We start from the raw sequence: 16,124 nt of genomic DNA, 5'->3' as shown, positions 1-16,124 counted from the left end.
GCTCAGGGCGCCGGAGTCTCGCCCGCGCGCTCGACCATGACGCCGATCTGCGTTCGGTTTCGAACTCCGAGCTTTAACCGCGCCTGCTGAATGTGCGTCTTCACCGTCGACAGGGCGACATGCATAGCAGAAGCGATTTCGGCGTCTGTCGCTCCCGCGGCAACGAGCCGCGCCGCACCACGTTCACGCTCAGTCAGCGCTTCGAATTGGATAGCCGCCGCGCGCCGCGCCTCGGACCCGGAGTCCGAAGCCAATCGCTCTACGAGAGCGCGCGTATGGCGCGGTGAAAGGAACGCGTCGCCCCGCGCGACAGTCAGGATTGCCTCGGCGAGAGCGTCCGGGGCAGCATCTTTCAAGAGATAGCCGTAGGCGCCAGCGTCGAGCATCTGCTGCACCGTCTCCGCCGTGCCGATGCTCGTCATCGCGATGACGTCCGTGTCGACCTGATCGAGCAACGCACGAGTCGTGTCGACTCCGTCCATCCCCGGCATCTGAATGTCCATGAGCACGACGTCGGGACGACTCGCGCGCGCCACTTCCAACGCTTCGACGCCGCTCGCGGCTGCACCGACGACCTCGATATCGCCGCGCGGCTCGAGGATGCCCATCACCGCTGCCCGAACAAGGAAATCATCATCGACGACGACCACACGCACGGGGCGTTCCTGGTGGAGGGACACATCGCCACGATATCGCGTGGAGCGATCACTGCCATGGGAGGCTAACGTCGACGAGGAAGTGGCCCTCGTGCGGGCCTATCCATGCGGTACCCCCGACGGCCGCCGCACGCTCGCGAATTCCCGCAATGCCGACGCGTCCGCTCGACGAATGTGACGTCGACAGAACGAGTGCGTTGATAACGCGCACGCGGATGCCGCGCTCGGGCGCAGCATCCACCGTCACCGAGATCGTGGAACCCGTCGCATGCTTCATCGCGTTCGTCAGCGCCTCCTGGAGCACGCGGAAAGCGGCCGCGTCGCGCAGAGGATCTACTCTCTCGATGCTCTCGACGACGACATAGGCTTCGATCTGCTGTCCTGCGCTGCGGAGGTCAGCAAGCAGCTGACCCACCATCCGCATAGAGACGGGCCGAGCGAACGTCTCGCCCTGTTCGAGACGCAGTCCCCCCACGACTCCACGTACGTCCTCCAACGCTGCATGAGCTTGTCGGCGCACAAGTCGCGCCCACTCAGCAAGTGCAGGGTCGATTGGCGCCCCCGCAGCCTGTGACTCGAACGCCCCAGCAGCAAGCGCCATGGACGATAACCGGTGCCCCAGCGCGTCGTGAAGGTCACGCGCGATACGCTCGCGCTCCGATTGGCGAGCGAGCTGCTCGCCAAGCGCATCCGCGCGCTCGTGCAGCTGCTCGACCCGGACGCGGCTGAGGGACGCCTCTACCCGCGCACGCCGGTAGGCCACGAGCGCGGCCGTCACGCCGAGTGAAAACACTGCGACCGTCATGGACGTAATGCCCCACTTCGGATCGTTGCCGACTCCATCGCGTGCGAGCAACCAAGGGAAAGCATGCCCCCACCCGGTGAGCATCTCGCGGCCGACGAAGAACGCCACGGCAAGCGTGGTGACCGTGGAAATCAGAACTGTGCGCTGCGGGTAGCGCAGGAGAAGTCGGTAGGCGCCGATCAAGGCGAGCACGTACGACGTGCCGACCATCAGGAGGATGCCACCGGCAATCGCCACGACAATAGGCGCCCTGTCGCGGTAGAACACGGTGGCCCAGCAAGCGGCGGCCAGGAGTACCAGGAGAGTTCCCTGCGTGGTGAGCTTCGGGCTCGATTCTGACGCAGGTAAGAACTCGGCCGAGCCCGGGACGTTCATGACGCAGACCATGTCCAGCAGCAACCCGATAACGAAGATCGCCGTAGACCGTGATCGCCGCTTGAAGAGCGCCCATCGACGACCCTCGTGGCTCGCGACAATCGTCATGGGTTGAGCATAGGCACGGGCGGCCGCGGTCATCTTCCGTCGTCTGCGTCCATTTGACTGGGCGATCGACCAGGACACAGTGGCCGAAGGAGGGAGGTGACCGGCGCGCACGTCCCGTCATACTGGGGCCTGCGACCTACCGTTCGCATGCACCGTTCACCTACGGGCCCTTCGTCGGTTACCCAGGATGAGGATCACTCATGTCTTTCGACAACACACCGCCGCCCTCCGCGCCCCAGCTCCCGCCGACAGGCGGCCCTACGGCGCCCGGGGGCTATCCGCCACCGCCCGCGCTAGCGACACCGCCACCCTCGGGTGTAGCGTCCGCGAGCGACAAGTCCTTCATCGCGACCTGGTTGCTCTCATGGCTCCTAGGCATCTTGGGCGTTGATCGCTTCTACCTCGGCAAGGTCGGCACGGGCATCGCGAAGCTCGTAACACTCGGCGGACTAGGCATCTGGTATCTCATCGACCTGATCATCACCCTCACCGGGAATGCGACCGACAGGGAAGGCCGCAAAGTACGTGGGCGTGGGAAGGAGCCGATCATCGCATGGAGCGTGACTGGAGCCGTGTTCCTCATCGGACTGATCGGCAACATCGCGAACGGTGCAACCTCGCAAAGCCCCGTTCCCGCAACGTCGTCCGCCCTCGAGCAGGCGGACGAGAGTTCCGCACCGGCTGATACTCGCGCAGCAATACCAACGCTCACAGGCAAGACTGTCGCCGAGGCGCGGACTAGCGCAGAGGAAGCCGGCTTCATCCTCGTCGTCCCCGAAGGAACGGGCGACGACTGGACCGTCGTCTCGCAGAGCATCGCGGCGGGCAGCAAGGCTGACGCAAGCGCCGAGATCCCGGTTACGGCGGAGGCGCCGAAGCCTGTTCTGACCGTCGCACAGGAGAACGCTATAAAGAAGGCGAAGAACTACCTCGACTTCAGCGGGTTCTCGCGCTCGGGTCTGATCTCGCAGCTCGAGTACGAAGGGTTCTCGCCGGAAGACGCCGCATTCGCAGCCGACAACGTAGGGGCAGACTGGAACGCCGAGGCGGCAGAGAAGGCGAAGAGCTACATGGACATGACGGCTTTCTCCCGCGACGGGCTCTATGACCAGCTTGAATACGAAGGGTTCACCCCCGAGCAGATCGGCGCGGGCCTCGCCGCGGTCGGCTACTAGGTGCGCGGGTCAGAATCGGGTGGCGTGGCGCGCGGCGTTGACTCTGGCATCGCGCGCTGACGGTCGCGAACGGGAACGGGCGGGCCGTTGCGGTGTGAGAGCGTGCGGGATCGCACGGCGAGGGGCTCGTGGCGACTGTCGGTGCGTGCTGTGACGCCCAGGGACCCCTGGGGAGGCCTATGCGGGCGCCAGCCCGGCGGCTGTAGCGACGCGGAGCTTGCGGAGGTTGTGGCAGATCGTGTGGAGTAGCCATTCGCCTTGGGCGCCGGCGAGTCCGCGTAGCCGGAGCTGTCCGGCGTTTTGCCGGGTCTTCATCTGCCCGAACGCGGGTTCAACGATGGCTTTGCGGCGCGCGTAGTCGGTGCGGCCCTGCTCGGTGCGCAGCGCGTGCGCCATCCGCTCCCGCCGGCTCGCGTCCTCTGGGGCCGGGTCCGGGGCGCCGGCGGTAGGGAAGCTCTCGCCGTGACGTTGCCGTCCCGTCGCGATCAACACCTGTGCGTCCAGATCGTCGGCGGCTTCGAGGTTGGCTTCCGAGCAGTAGCCCGCGTCAGCGAGGACGACCTCTGGGGAACGCTCGATTCCTGCCGCGTCGAGGTTCCGTAGGGTCTGCTCGGCCATCGGGACGAACTGCTGGATATCGGTGGCCTGCTGGGTGACCTCGGCGCTCAACACGATCTGGTGGCCCTCATCGACAACGGCCTGCGCGTTGAACGCGTAATCGAAGCCGCGGACCGTCTTCATCATCCGCGCCTCAGGATCGGTGAAATTGCGTTGCGCTTTCGGCTTCGGCGCCGCCGTGTCCACCGCAGTCGCGACGGCCGCGTCGGCCTGCTCAGGGGGCTGACCGGCGGCGTCGGCCTTCTTCCGCGCCACGGCTGCCGCCTTCTCGGCGGCGTCGGCCTCGATCGCGTCCTTCGCGGCACGTAGTTTTGCCAGGCGCCCCTCACGGCGGGCCAGCTCCGGGGCGACCTCGTCCCCGCGCCGGTCCTGGCCGAACTGCTGATCCTCGGCCTCATCGACCGCCTCCGCCTCGGCGAGCAGCGCAGCGACCTCGGCTTGGAGCTGATCGATCTTCGGCACGATCCGGTCATAGCTCATCGCCTTATGCCGCGACGCGTTCGCAGCCAGCTTCGTGCCATCCAGCGCGACCCGCCCCAACCGCACCAGCCCCGCCTCCGCGCAGACCCGCAGCACCTGCAGGAACAACCCCGGCAGGGCATCCAGGTGACGCCGACGAAACCGGGCCAGCGACCGGTAGTCGGGCGCCTGGTTGCCCGACAGCCACCGGAAGGCGATATCGCGCTTGCAGCGCCGCTCCAACTCACGAGACGAGGTCACGCCCGTCGCGTACGCGAACAGCAGCAGCTTCAACATCATCCGCGGGTCATACGGAGGCGCACCCGAGGCGGACGCGTACGACGCGTAGACCGGCGTCAGATCCAAGAGCTCTTCGACGACCTCGGAGATGAACCGGGCCTCATCATCCTCGTCCAGCCAGTCATCCAGACTCGGCGGGAGCAGGAAACACTGCCCCTGGTCATACCCACGGAACGTCTTGCCCGCACCCGCCGGTGCAGCCGATCCCGGCGCCCGCGCCTCACCCGGCTCGACCTCGAACAGACCCTCCAGGCTGGCAGTCACCGTCATGAATCGATTCTCCCAGCACCCCGCGCTATCCACCGGATTCACCCCGGCGCGTTAACGGAAGGATCTGACCCACGCACCTAGTTCCGTCGAAGCACGAAGGAAGGACCGTCTATGGAGCCTGGGGCGATGCTGACATGGACTCTCCAGCAAGAGATCCCCGTGCCTGCCGATGTCCTCCCCCTGCTCGTGCAGGGGGAGGAGGCAGTGGCCTCATTCAAGACATTCCGCGATTCAGCTACCTTCACGACGAGGCGATTGATCGTCCGTGATGCGCAGGGCATCACCGGCAAGAAGGTCGAGATCTACTCGCTGCCGTATGGCGCGATAAATATGTGGTCGTCAGAGAACGCAGGCACCCTCGATCTGAATTCCGAAGTCGAGTTATGGACGCGGGCGGGTCATATCAAGATCAAGCTGGCCCGGGGGGCAGACGTGCGCCGCATCGACAGCCTCATCGCGTGGGCGGTCCTCAGCAGCGGCGGTCGGTCCTGACACAAACGCGGGTGGGCGCGACCGCGGCGGCATGCTCGCCAGCGAGGGACCGCGGGTTCACCCACTCCGGACACCGCGTCCACGGGATAATGGTCGGGTGACCCCCACCTCCGATCTTCCCGGCTGGCGCCACGTCTACTCCGGAAAGGTGCGGGACCTCTACGTCCCGGCGGACACCCCCGAGGGTGCAAGCGCAGAGCGGATGCTGGTGGTCGCATCCGACCGCGTCAGCGCTTTCGACCACGTCCTGTCACCGGGCATCCCGGAGAAGGGCGAGCTGCTGACGACGCTGAGCCTGTGGTGGTTCGACCTGCTCGCGGGCGGCGACGGCGGCCCCGCGGTGCCGAACCACCTCGCCCCCGACACGGCGCTCTCGGACGACGACGAGCCGGTGCGCCTCATCCCGGCCGCGGTCGCGGGACGCGCCATGCTCGTACGCCGACTCGACATGCTGCCGATCGAGTGCGTCGTCCGCGGATACCTGACGGGGTCGGGGTGGGCGGAGTATCGCGAGGCCGGCACCGTCTGCGGCATCCCCCTGCCTTCAGGTCTCCAGAACGGCGATCGCCTGCCCGAGCCGATCTTCACACCGGCGTTCAAGGCCGAACTCGGTGAACACGACGAGAACATCAGCTTCGAGCGCACGATTGAACTGGTCGGCGAGGACTCGGCCACGGCGCTCCGCGACGCCTCGCTCGAGATCTACGAGCGCGCCGCCCGCCGCGCCGCCGCGCACGGTCTGATCCTCGCCGACACGAAGTTCGAGTTCGGCACCGACGCCGAGGGCGTGCTGCGCCTCGCGGACGAAGTCCTCACGAGCGACTCGTCGCGCTACTGGGATGCCGAAGCGTGGGCGCGCGGGGGCACCCCGAACGAGCGGATGGCGAGCTTCGACAAGCAGATCGTGCGCGACTGGCTCGCGGCGAACTGGGACCGGACGGGCGAACCCCCGGAGCTCCCCGACGAGATCGTCGTGCGCACGGCCGACCGCTACCGCGAGCTGCTCGATCGCCTGACCGGCGGACGCTAGGCGCTGGACGTCGCGGCACGCGGGGAATGCGCGAGACGGACCATCCGTTGCATATTCACATGAATACGAAATCCGGCGCTCGACCGAGTCGCATCGCCGCGGACACCGCGATGGGGCCGGTCACCCTTCGGGTCGGCGACCTCGACGCGATGACGCGGTTCTACCGCGATGTGATCACACTCCAGGTGCTCCGAGCCGAGGGCGACGAGGTCACGCTCGGCCGCGCGGGTCACGAGATCCTCGTGCTGCAGCACTCTCCCGGGCTGCGCGCCGCGCCCCCGCGATCCGCGGGGCTGTACCACGTGGCGATCCTGTTCGAGTCGCAGTCAGCACTCGCCGCGTCGCTCTACAGCGTGGCGCGCAACGCCCCCGGCACGTTCACCGGCAGCGCCGATCACATCGTCAGCAAGGCGTTCTACCTCACCGACCCGGAGGGGAACGGCGTCGAGCTGTACTGGGACCGCGCGCGCACCGAGTGGTCGTGGGTGCACGGACAGATCGAGATGGCGACACTCGCGCTCGACCCGAACGAGTTCCTGCGCGCCCACCTGACCGAGGACGCGCTCGCCGGCTCGACAGCGGGAGACCCGGCGAGCGTCGGGCACGTCCACCTCTCCGTCGGCGACGTGGACACCGCACAGGAGTTCTACGTCGACCGGCTGGGCTTCGACACCACGATCCGCCTCGGCGATCAGGCGCTGTTCGTCAGCGCAGGCGGATACCACCACCACATGGCGATGAACGTGTGGGGGTCGAGGGGCGCAGGCCGGCGCGGTCCCGCGCTGGGCCTCGGCCGTATCGACCTGTCCCTCCCCCACGCGGACGCGCTGGGCGAGCTCACGCAGCGGCTGGACCACTACGCGACACCCGTGCGCGACGACGGACGGACGATCAGTTTCGAGGACCCCTGGGGCAACGCACTTCACGCCACCGTTGCGGAGACCTGAGACCGGGTCTCAGCGGGCGGGTGCCGCCGGAAGCACCGAGTCGCGGACCACGAGTTCGGTGTTGAGCACGGTTACGCGTGGCGGGTCGCGGTCGGCGAGCAGATCCAGCAGCACGTCGGCCATCCGTTCCCCCTGCGTGAACGACGGCTGGCGCATGGTCGTGAGCTGGGGCGATACCGACGTCGCCACCGGTGAGTCGTCGAAGCCGACGATCGCCATGTCCTCGGGAACCCGGATGCCTGCCCGCGCCAGAATCGCGAGCGCACCACGCGCCATCAGGTCGCTCGCGATGAACAGCGCCTCGGGGCGTTCGGGCGCGGCGAGAATCCGCTCCATCGCGAGCGCTCCCCCATCCGCCGTGAAGTTTCCGTCCTCGATGCGCCCGGGTTCGAGCCCTGCCGCGTCGAGCGCTTGACGAAACCCCTCGAGCCGGTCGACACCTGCAGGCATCGTCAAAGGACCGCCGATCATGGCGATCCTGCGGTACCCCCGCCCGATGAGGAACTCGGCGACCTCCCGCCCGCCACGCACATTGTCGACATCGACGTAGTAGTCGCGCTCCCGGGCGCGCACGGGCCGTCCGCCGAAGACCACCGGCACGGCCGCGGCGATGCGGTCGATGAAGGTGTCGCTCGTATGGTGCGACACGATGATCGCCCCGTCGACGCTGCCGCTGCGCAGATAGCTGGTCGTCTTGTCTCCCGGATCGTCGCTGGCGATGAACAGGTTCAGCACGTAGTCGGACCTGTTGATGCGGGAGTTGATGCCCGAAACGATCGCCGCGAAGAAGGGGTCGCCGAAGAATCGGGTCGTCTCTTCGGGAACGACCAGCGCGATCGCATGGGTCTGCCGCGTCGCGAGCGACCGAGCGGCGCGGTTGGGCACGTAGTTCAGGTCGGAGATGGCACGATTCACCGCCTCGAGCGCCGCCGGACTGACCGACGTCGAGCCGTTCACGACACGCGATACGGTCGATCTCGAGACACCGGCTACAGCCGCGACCTCTTCGATCGTGACGGTTCCATTCGCGGAGCGAGTTCCACTGGCAGAGCGGGTCCCGTCGGCGGAACGAGGCTCGTTGGCAGGGCGAGTCCCGATGTCGACCATGTCGTGCCTTCCTTCGCGGGACCTACTCGACCGCGTCGGCTGGCTCCCTGTCATCATCGAGCGTCCGCTTCGCGATGATCCGAGAGTACTCCCGGCCGCTGTCCTTGATGGACCGCACCTGGGTGTCGTAGTCGACCCGCACGATGCCGAACCGTTTCTCGTAGCCCCAGGCCCACTCGAAGTTGTCGAGCAGCGACCAGTAGAAGTATCCGCGCACGTCGACACCCGCCTGGATCGCGTCGAGCGTCGCGCCCAGGTGTGCGCGCACGAAGTCGACCCGCTCGTCGTCGTGCACGCGCACCACGCCGTCCTCCAGCACGGCATGGTCGTCGTAGGCCGCGCCGTTCTCGGTCACGAACAGGGACGTCCCGGCCGGCTCGGCGTATTCCTCCGACACACGGACGAGCAGGCGCGTCAGCCCCTCGGGCTGGACCTCCCAGTTCATCGGCGTGCGCGGGAGCCCGCGCTCGTGCCAGTAGATGTCTTCGGACGAGGGGAAAGGAGAGTCGCTGCGGCGATCGGTCGGGGCATCCCCCGGCTTCGGCGGGAACTCCGGACGGTGACCGCCGACCAGTTCACCGTGGTAGTAGTTCACGCCGAGCGTGTCGATGTGGGTCGAGATCGTGTCGAGATCACCCGGAAGGATCGCTGCGCGCAGTTCGTCGTCCGCGATCTCGTCGAAGATGTCCTCGGGGTAGGCGCCCCGGAAGATCGGGTCGAGGAACCAGCGGTTGAACTGGCCGTCGATCCGGCGTGCGGCATCGAGGTCGGCCGGGTCGGCGGGGTTCACGGGGTCGGCGACCGTGAGGTTGAGGGTGACCCCCAGGTTCAGGGATGCGTCGCGTCCCCGCAGCTCGCGCACGGTCTGACCGTGGCCGAGCAGCAGGTGGTGGGCCGCCAGCATGCCCTCGGTCTTGCTGTAGTGGCCGGGGGCGTGGATCCCCGCCGTGTAGCTGAGGAACGACGAACACCACGGTTCGTTCAGCGTGGTCCACACGTTCACGCGATCGCCGAGCGCATCGTGCATGTCGAGCGCGTATTCGGTGAACCGATCGGCCGTATCGCGGTTCGTCCATCCGCCGCGCTCCTGGAGCGCCTGAGGAAGATCCCAGTGGTAGAGCGTCAGCCACGGCAGGATGTCGGCGGCCAGCAATTCGTCGACGAGTCGCTCGTAGAAGTCCACGCCCTCGGGGTTCAGCGCTCCCCCGTCCGGACGGACGCGCGACCAGGACGTCGAAAACCGATAGGTCTGCAGACCCATCGACTTCATGAGCGCCACATCGTCGCGGTACAGGTGGTAGTGGTCGCACGCGACGTCGCCGTTGTCACCGTTGATCACCGCGCCGGGCACGCGCGAGAAGGCATCCCAGATCGAATCGCGGCGCCCACCCTCGTGCGCCGCGCCTTCTATCTGGAAAGCGGCAGTGGCCGCTCCGAAGAGGAACTCGGAGGGAAATGATCGCGCGGTCCTTGCAGGCATGCGAGAGGGGGCCTTCCTGATGTCGGTGCTCATGCTAACCCTTCACTGCTCCGGCCATGATGCCGCTGACGAGCTGTCGACCCGCGAAAGCGAACAGCAAGATCAGGGGCACCGTCGCCAGCAGAACACCCGCGAGCACGATCGAATAGTCGACGAAGTAGTTGGACTGGAGCAACGACAGGGCCACGGGCAGTGTGGGGCTCTGACGGTCCAGCACGATGAACGGCCAGAAGAAGTTGTTCCACGCGCCGACGAAGGTGAAGAGAAAGAGCATGGCGGCCGCCGGACGCGCGGCGACCACGCCGATGGTCCAGAAGGTGCGGAGCATGGATGCCCCATCCACCCGCGCTGCCTCGATCAGCTCGTCGGGTACCGCCTGATTGAGGTACTGCGTCATCCAGAACACACCGAACGCGCTCGTCAGCGCGGGCACGATGACCGCACCGATGGTCCCCGTCCAGCCGAGGTCGGCGAACAGGATGTACAGCGGGACGACACCCAGCTGCATCGGAACGGCCATGGTCGCCACCACGAAAGCGAGGAGCCACTTTCCCCCGCGGAAGCGGAGTTTCGCGAACGCCCAGCCGGCCAGCGTCGAGAACATCACGACGGACGCGGCGATCACGGTCGAGCTGAAGATGGAGTTCCAGAGCGCCAACCAGAAGTTGACGGCCGGATCGCCGACCACCGACAGCGCGTTGGCGATGAAGTTGCCGCCCGGGATCCACGACATGTTGGGGTCGTTGATCGTGGATGCGGTTCCGGACCCGATGAGGAACGACCAGTAATAGGGGAAGATGGCCGCCACGGCGACGACTCCCAGGCCGATGTAGACCCAGATGCCGGCGCGGACGCCGCGGATCTTCGTCACACGCTCGCCGCGGCGCCGCGCCTTGGCGTTCGGGATCCCCTCCTCGACGATCGCGAGGGGCGGATTGCTGATGGAGGTCATCGCTGAGCTCCCTTCCGGCGGCGACGGACGATCTCGCCGCGCCCGCCCTCGTCGCGCACTAGGCGCCGGGTGATGAACAGGTTGATGAGACCGATCGCCAGGATGATGGCGAACAGGATCCAGGCGAGCGCCGCGGCGCGGCCGAAGTTGAACTCGCCCCAGCCGATGTTGTAGAGGTACAGCGTGATCGTGAGCCACTGCTGGGCGGCTCCGCCCTCGCCGGTGTTGTCGAACATGCGCGGCTCGTCGAAGATCTGCAGTCCGCCGATCGTCGAGGTGATGATCACGAAGATGAGCGTGGGGCGCAGGGACGGCAGGGTGATGCTGATGAACTGACGGAAGGCGTTGGCTCCATCGACCGTCGCCGCCTCGTAGTACTCGCGGGGCACCGCCTGCATTGCCGCGAGCAGGATCAGGGCGTTGTAGCCGGTCCAGCGGAAGTTCACCATCGTGGCGATCGCGATGTGGCTCCAGAAGGGGTCCTTGTGCCACGGTATGGGGCTGATCCCCAGGTCGCTGAGGACGTTGTTCACGAGGCCGTGGTTGTCGCCGAACATGTTGCTGAAGATCAGGGCGACGGCGACCGGCGCCATCACGAAAGGCAGCAGCACACTCATCCGCCAGAACGTCTTCGCACGGATGTTGCGGTCCAGCATCGCGGCGATGAACAACGCCAGGATCAACTGGGGCACGGACGACAGCACGAAGATGCTGAACGTGTTGCGCAGCGCAGTCCAGAATTTCGGATCGTTGAGGATCCACACGTACTGCTCCAGGCCGACGAACGTGCCGGAGTTGCGGACCAGGTCCCACTCCTGCAACGAGATGACGGCCGTGAACGCGATGGGAAAGAGCCCCACGATCGCGAACATGATGAAGAACGGCGAGATGTAGAGGTAGGGCGAGAGCTTCAGGTCCCACCGGCTCAGCCGGTTCCTGAACGACAGGACCGAGCGAGGCCGCCCGACGGGCGGCGGGGATGAGTCCTGAGACGAGATGACGGGGCGAGCTTCGGTCGCGGTCACGGGGGCTCCGTATCGGTGAGGTCGAAGAGCGGTCAGGGGGTGGGGCGAGCTATCCAGCAAGCACGCCCCACCCCCGTCCGGTCGTTAGAAGGCGTCGACCTCGGTGACCCAGGTGTTCCACGAGGTGCTCTTGTCTTCGACACCGTCGAAGACTCGAGTGACCGCGTTCTGGAGAGCGTCGTGGTACTTGAAGTAGCTCGCGCTCTTGTAGGGGGCGACCGTCACGGCCTCGGCGCGGTTGGCGCCGATCTCGCCGGTCGGTGCATCGTTGAAGTACGGGTTGACGAAGTCCGTCAGCTCGGGGTTCGTGTACGCCTCGACCTGGCTCGGGAACGTGCCGGCTTCGACGAACGCCTTCAGCTGCTGCTCGGGCGCGGTCAGCCAGTCGGCCAGCGCGAGCGCCGCGTCGACGTTGGCCCCGTTCGCGGGCACCGTCAGGTACGAACCGCCCCAGTTGCCTCCGCCGCCGGGGAAGACGTCCGCGACATCCCATCCCGTGACGTCGGGGGCATTGCCGGAGATGATGCCGAGCATCCAGCCCGGGCAGAGCATCGCGGCGAACTCGCCGTTGGTCATCGAGGCGTTCCAGTCATCGCTCCACTGGCCGGCGTACGCGGCATTCGGGATGGCCCGGTCGACCACGAGCTCGTAGGCATCGGCGATGTCGGGGTTGGTCGTCGCGATGACAGTGCCGTCGGGCTCGTCGTACGTGTACTCCATCTGGTTGACGATGCCCTGCAGCACCGAGTTGGCCGAGTCGATCATCGGCTTGCCGGTCGCGGCCTTGTACTGGTCCGCGATGTCGAGGAAGTGGTTCCAGTCGCCCTCGAAGAGCGCGGCGACCTCGGCGCGATCCGTCGGCAGTCCGGCGGCCCCGAAGAGGTCGGCGCGGTAGCAGATGGACTGCGGGCCGATGTCGGTGCCGAAGCCGACGAGTCGTCCCTCGCCGTCCGTCGCGCCCGCTTCCTTCCAGTCCAGCCAGCGCCCCTTCGCGCTGTCCGGCACCTCGGCGAGCAAATCCGAGTACTGCATGGCCTCGGCGAACCAGTCGATCTCGACGGCCTCGATGTCGGCGAGGCCCTCTTTGCCGAGCTTCTGGAAGTAGTTGGCGCGAGCGTCGCCGGACTCGGCGGCCTTGTTGTGCACGATCTTGATGTCGGGGTTCTCATCCATGTACTCCTGCAGGAGTGCATCCGTGTACCCGAAGTTGTTGAACGTGGCGATCGTGAGCGTGGTCTTGCCGTCCGAGTCTCCCGACGGCGAGCCACTCCCTCCACCGGCACAACCGGCGAGAACGATTGCGGAAGCGGAAAATGCGGCGACGATTGCGGCACTCCGGCGCATGGCGCGTGAATTCACTGTCACTCCTTCGTGATGGGTCGTTGTGTATTGCAGGCGTGACGCCGGGCTCGTTCCCGCCGCCATGTGTGTCCGTGGGATCGCTCCCATTCGGTGATGACACGTTATGGGAGCGATCCCACGTATTCAAGAGAGCGCTCCCATATGAAGATCACATTTTTATCACGGACGTCGAGCGACCGGATGCGCCCCCTCAGCGCAGCGTGCGAGCGCGCAGGACCCGTCGAATCACACCCCGCTGCAGGTGCCACTGACGTCGACACGGACCCCGACAGCTGTCGGCCGTAGACTGGACGGGCACCCCGCCCCCGACAGCCGGAGCTCTCACATGCCCACCATCGTCGTCGACGTCATGCCCAAGGCTGAGCTTCTCGATCCGCAGGGAAAGGCCGTCACGGGCGCGCTCTCGCGCCTCGGTGTCACCGACTTCAGCGCCGTCCGCATGGGCAAGCGGTTCGAACTCACCGTGGACGGCGACGTGACGGAAGATGTTCTCGCGAGCGCCCGTCGTGTCGCGGACGAGATCCTCTCGAACTCGGTCATCGAGGACGTCGTCGAGATCACGGTCGTCGACGGCACGGTCGCCGGAAGCACGGTCGTCGGAAGCACGGTGGCCGAGTGAGCCGCCCACGCATCGGCGTCGTCACGTTCCCCGGGTCTCTCGACGACGTCGATGCGCGCCGCGCGGTCCGTATCGCCGGCGCGGAACCCGTCGCCCTCTGGCACGGCGATCACGACCTGAACGGGGTCGACGCGCTCGTCCTGCCCGGCGGCTTCAGCTACGGCGACTACCTGCGCGCCGGCGCGATCGCCGCCCACGCGCCGATCATGTCCGACATCCGGGACGCCGCGGAGAAGGGGATGCCCGTTCTGGGCATCTGCAACGGCTTCCAGATGCTGGTCGAGGCTCATCTTCTGCCGGGCGGGCTCATCCGCAATGCCCACCAGCAGTTCATCCGTCGCGACCAGCGGTTGCGCGTCGAGAACGCGGACACGGCCTGGACGAGCGGCTTCGACGCCGGGCAGGAGATCGTGATCCCGCTCAAGAACGGCGACGGCGGATACATCGCCGACGACGAGACGCTGGACCGCATCGAGGGCGAGGGGCAGGTCGCGTTCCGCTACGTCGGCGTGAACCCCAACGGATCCCTGCGCGACATCGCGGGCGTGACGAACGCCCGAGGAAACGTCGTGGGGCTGATGCCGCACCCCGAGCACGCCGTCGAGCCCGGCTTCGGACCCGACACCCCCGCCGCGATGCGGTCGGGCGAGGACGGCCGCGTGTTCTTCGCGAGCGCGATCACCGCGGTCCTCGCTCACGCCTGATCCCCGCCGGCACGCGGACGCGCCGCGGTAACGTCGAATCATGGATGCCTCGACGCCGCAGCTGACCGTCACCGTACCGTCCCCCGAGGCTCTCGAAGACCTGGGCGAGCTCCCCGCCGGTGTCGAGGCGATCGTCTGGACGATGGAGGATCCCGCGCCGCGCGCGCGAATCGATATCCTCGTGGTCCCCTACATGTCGGGGGCGTCCCGTTTCGCGCGCCTGGAGGGCGTCGAGACCGGGATCCTGCAGGGACAATCCATCGGTTACGACGGCGTCGCCGATCGCCTGCCGGCCGGGCGGGTCTTCGCGAACGCATCCTCGGTGCACGAGACCGCGACCTCCGAGCTCGCGGTGACGCTGGCGCTCGCGGCGCAGCGGCACCTCCCCGAGTTCGTCCGCGCGCAGGACGACGGCGCGTGGCGGCCCGAATGGAGCCCGGGGCTGGCGGACCGACGCGTGCTGCTGCTCGGCTACGGGGGCGTCGGCAAGGCCGTCGCCGAGCGCCTCGCGCCGTTCGAGATCGAGCTCGTCCGCGTCGCGTCACGCGCCCGGGACGAAGACGGGGTCCACATCCACGGCGTGGACGAACTCGCCGACCTCCTTCCCCACGCCGACATCGTGATCCTCACCCTGCCGGGCGGGGACTCGACGCGTCACATCATCGATGACGCGGCCCTGTCCGCCCTGCCCCATGGCGCCCTCATCGTCAACGTCGGCCGCGGCTCCCTCATCGATCCCGATGCTCTCGCCGCCCACGCGGGTCGCGGACGCATCCGCGCCGCCCTCGATGTGACCGAACCCGAGCCGCTGCCCGCCGGACACCCGCTCTGGGAGACACCCGGCATCCTCGTCGTGCCCCACGTGGGCGGCCTGTCGGCGGCGATGCGCCCCCGCATCGCCAGGCTCGTACGTCGACAGATCGACCGGATGCTTCGGAGCGAGCCGCCGCTGAACGTCGTGATCGACGGATCCTGACGCGCGAGGACAGGAGCGCGAACGCCCCGTCAGGGCGCGGGCGCCTCGTCGATGTCCGCACCCGACCAGAGGTCGCCGCATTCGATCTCGACCACGCCGTGAGCGACGAGGTAGGCTCGCGCTCCCCGATCCCCGGTCAGCGCGGCCTCGAGCGGGGCGAAGTGCCCGGCACCGATGAGCACCGGATGCCCCGGCACACCGGCGTAGGTCGCTTGCACGAGCATCCCCCGCGGCCGGGCACCCCCGGCTTCCACGATGCGCGCGACCGCGGCCGCAGAGGCATCCGGCGTGTCCACCGGCATGATCACGAGCGCCTCCGCACCGTCTTCGCGAGCGGCGGCGAGTCCGACGGCGAGCGTCGCCGAGAGCCCGCTCGTCCAGTGGGGCGAATGCACGATCACGGCACCCTGCGGCACGAGCGCCTCGGCCCGCTCGCCCTCGGCCCCGAGCGCCACCCAGACGGGCTCACAGCCGGCCGATCGCAGCAGGTCGACCGCGATGCGGATCCAGGGCGTGCCATCCGGCGTCGTCGCGAGCGCCTTCGGTCCCCCGAAACGACTGCCGGCGCCGCCAGCCAGCACCAGACCGGCCACGCCGATCGCCGCAGTCGACGCAAGCTCGTTCTCGGGGGGCGCGTCGGTCATGGTCGCTCAGCGTAGCGCGC

16 protein-coding genes are annotated in these 16,124 nt (G+C 67.5%); 7 read left to right on the top strand and 9 right to left on the bottom strand.

Going from position 1 to position 16,124, the window contains the following annotated elements:
- Positions 1-2 precede the first annotated feature (2 nt).
- Positions 3-680, bottom strand: coding sequence for a response regulator (locus CGU35_RS17000; protein WP_198519631.1), 678 nt, complete (start codon positions 678-680; stop codon positions 3-5).
- A 25-nt stretch (positions 681-705) separates the two neighbouring features.
- Positions 706-1,977, bottom strand: coding sequence for a sensor histidine kinase (locus CGU35_RS16995; RefSeq protein ID WP_100812639.1), 1,272 nt, complete (start codon positions 1,975-1,977; stop codon positions 706-708).
- A gap of 347 nt (positions 1,978-2,324) precedes the next feature.
- Between CGU35_RS16995 and CGU35_RS18480 the strand changes: the two genes are divergently transcribed.
- Complete coding sequence (locus CGU35_RS18480) at positions 2,325-3,119, top strand: Ltp family lipoprotein (RefSeq protein ID WP_232711375.1); 795 nt, start codon at positions 2,325-2,327, stop codon at positions 3,117-3,119.
- Between the two features lie 177 nt (positions 3,120-3,296).
- On the opposite strand, the gene CGU35_RS16980 is transcribed toward CGU35_RS18480, so the two are convergent.
- On the bottom strand, positions 3,297-4,766 hold the full coding sequence (locus CGU35_RS16980; RefSeq protein ID WP_036294992.1) for an IS1182 family transposase: 1,470 nt from the start codon (positions 4,764-4,766) through the stop codon (positions 3,297-3,299).
- Between the two features lie 111 nt (positions 4,767-4,877).
- On the opposite strand from CGU35_RS16980, the gene CGU35_RS16975 reads away from it, so the two are divergent.
- The 3 genes from CGU35_RS16975 to CGU35_RS16965 all read left to right on the top strand — a co-directional run bounded on the left by CGU35_RS16975 (position 4,878) and on the right by CGU35_RS16965 (position 7,235).
- Positions 4,878-5,258, top strand: coding sequence for a PH domain-containing protein (locus CGU35_RS16975; protein ID WP_100812638.1), 381 nt, complete (start codon positions 4,878-4,880; stop codon positions 5,256-5,258).
- A gap of 97 nt (positions 5,259-5,355) precedes the next feature.
- The gene (locus CGU35_RS16970; protein WP_308455399.1) at positions 5,356-6,288 is read left to right on the top strand and encodes a phosphoribosylaminoimidazolesuccinocarboxamide synthase; all 933 of its coding nucleotides are present in this window, start codon (positions 5,356-5,358) and stop codon (positions 6,286-6,288) included.
- 59 nt (positions 6,289-6,347) lie between these two features.
- Positions 6,348-7,235 (top strand): VOC family protein, encoded by an 888-nt coding sequence (locus CGU35_RS16965; protein WP_100812845.1) that lies wholly within the window; start codon positions 6,348-6,350, stop codon positions 7,233-7,235.
- A gap of 9 nt (positions 7,236-7,244) precedes the next feature.
- Here CGU35_RS16965 and CGU35_RS16960 read toward each other — a convergent pair whose 3' ends face one another.
- From CGU35_RS16960 to CGU35_RS16940, 5 genes are all read right to left on the bottom strand, one after another.
- Positions 7,245-8,342 (bottom strand): LacI family DNA-binding transcriptional regulator, encoded by a 1,098-nt coding sequence (locus CGU35_RS16960; RefSeq protein ID WP_100812636.1) that lies wholly within the window; start codon positions 8,340-8,342, stop codon positions 7,245-7,247.
- A gap of 22 nt (positions 8,343-8,364) precedes the next feature.
- A complete protein-coding gene (locus CGU35_RS16955; protein WP_100812844.1) occupies positions 8,365-9,822 on the bottom strand; it encodes a GH1 family beta-glucosidase in 1,458 nt (485 codons plus the stop codon).
- Between the two features lie 34 nt (positions 9,823-9,856).
- Entirely contained in the window at positions 9,857-10,774 is a 918-nt protein-coding gene (locus tag CGU35_RS16950; RefSeq protein ID WP_100812635.1) for a carbohydrate ABC transporter permease, read from the bottom strand.
- Positions 10,771-11,799: a carbohydrate ABC transporter permease gene (locus CGU35_RS16945; RefSeq protein ID WP_374935786.1), complete on the bottom strand. Its 1,029-nt coding sequence runs from the start codon at positions 11,797-11,799 to the stop codon at positions 10,771-10,773. The genes CGU35_RS16950 and CGU35_RS16945 overlap by 4 nt, the downstream gene beginning before the upstream one ends.
- 84 nt (positions 11,800-11,883) lie before the next feature.
- Entirely contained in the window at positions 11,884-13,158 is a 1,275-nt protein-coding gene (locus CGU35_RS16940) for an ABC transporter substrate-binding protein (protein WP_100812634.1), read from the bottom strand.
- A gap of 328 nt (positions 13,159-13,486) precedes the next feature.
- Here CGU35_RS16940 and purS point away from each other — a divergent pair, with 328 nt between their 5' ends.
- From purS to CGU35_RS16925, 3 genes are read left to right on the top strand one after another with little or no spacing between them, the layout of a single operon-like run.
- Positions 13,487-13,780, top strand: a complete 294-nt coding sequence (gene purS, locus CGU35_RS16935) for a phosphoribosylformylglycinamidine synthase subunit PurS (protein ID WP_100812633.1) — start codon at positions 13,487-13,489, stop codon at positions 13,778-13,780.
- Positions 13,777-14,484, top strand: coding sequence for a phosphoribosylformylglycinamidine synthase subunit PurQ (gene purQ, locus CGU35_RS16930; protein ID WP_100812632.1), 708 nt, complete (start codon positions 13,777-13,779; stop codon positions 14,482-14,484). The genes purS and purQ overlap by 4 nt, the downstream gene beginning before the upstream one ends.
- Positions 14,485-14,524: 40 nt before the next feature.
- Positions 14,525-15,460, top strand: a complete 936-nt coding sequence (locus tag CGU35_RS16925; RefSeq protein WP_100812631.1) for a 2-hydroxyacid dehydrogenase — start codon at positions 14,525-14,527, stop codon at positions 15,458-15,460.
- Between the two features lie 29 nt (positions 15,461-15,489).
- Here CGU35_RS16925 and CGU35_RS16920 read toward each other — a convergent pair whose 3' ends face one another.
- Positions 15,490-16,104 carry a nucleotidyltransferase family protein gene (locus CGU35_RS16920; protein ID WP_198519629.1) on the bottom strand — a complete coding sequence of 205 codons (615 nt, stop codon included), beginning with the start codon at positions 16,102-16,104 and terminating at the stop codon, positions 15,490-15,492.
- Between the last annotated feature and the right edge of the window lie 20 nt (positions 16,105-16,124).

Source organism: Microbacterium sp. BR1, assembly GCF_002812725.1.
Lineage (GTDB): Bacteria > Actinomycetota > Actinomycetes > Actinomycetales > Microbacteriaceae > Microbacterium.
This window is presented reverse-complemented; position numbering and strand designations above follow the sequence as displayed.

What these genes read in the sequence shown, in the direction of transcription:
- CGU35_RS16995 (WP_100812639.1), bottom strand. Translation starts at nt 1,977, where the DNA reads ATGACCGCGGCCGCCCGTGCCTATGCTCAACCCATGACGATTGTCGCG.
- CGU35_RS16980 (WP_036294992.1), bottom strand. Translation starts at nt 4,766, where the DNA reads ATGACGGTGACTGCCAGCCTGGAGGGTCTGTTCGAGGTCGAGCCGGGT.
- CGU35_RS16975 (WP_100812638.1), top strand. Translation starts at nt 4,878, where the DNA reads ATGGAGCCTGGGGCGATGCTGACATGGACTCTCCAGCAAGAGATCCCC.
- CGU35_RS16965 (WP_100812845.1), top strand. Translation starts at nt 6,348, where the DNA reads ATGAATACGAAATCCGGCGCTCGACCGAGTCGCATCGCCGCGGACACC.
- CGU35_RS16960 (WP_100812636.1), bottom strand. Translation starts at nt 8,342, where the DNA reads ATGGTCGACATCGGGACTCGCCCTGCCAACGAGCCTCGTTCCGCCGAC.
- CGU35_RS16955 (WP_100812844.1), bottom strand. Translation starts at nt 9,822, where the DNA reads ATGCCTGCAAGGACCGCGCGATCATTTCCCTCCGAGTTCCTCTTCGGA.
- CGU35_RS16950 (WP_100812635.1), bottom strand. Translation starts at nt 10,774, where the DNA reads ATGACCTCCATCAGCAATCCGCCCCTCGCGATCGTCGAGGAGGGGATC.
- purS (WP_100812633.1), top strand. Translation starts at nt 13,487, where the DNA reads ATGCCCACCATCGTCGTCGACGTCATGCCCAAGGCTGAGCTTCTCGAT.
- CGU35_RS16925 (WP_100812631.1), top strand. Translation starts at nt 14,525, where the DNA reads ATGGATGCCTCGACGCCGCAGCTGACCGTCACCGTACCGTCCCCCGAG.
- CGU35_RS16920 (WP_198519629.1), bottom strand. Translation starts at nt 16,104, where the DNA reads ATGACCGACGCGCCCCCCGAGAACGAGCTTGCGTCGACTGCGGCGATC.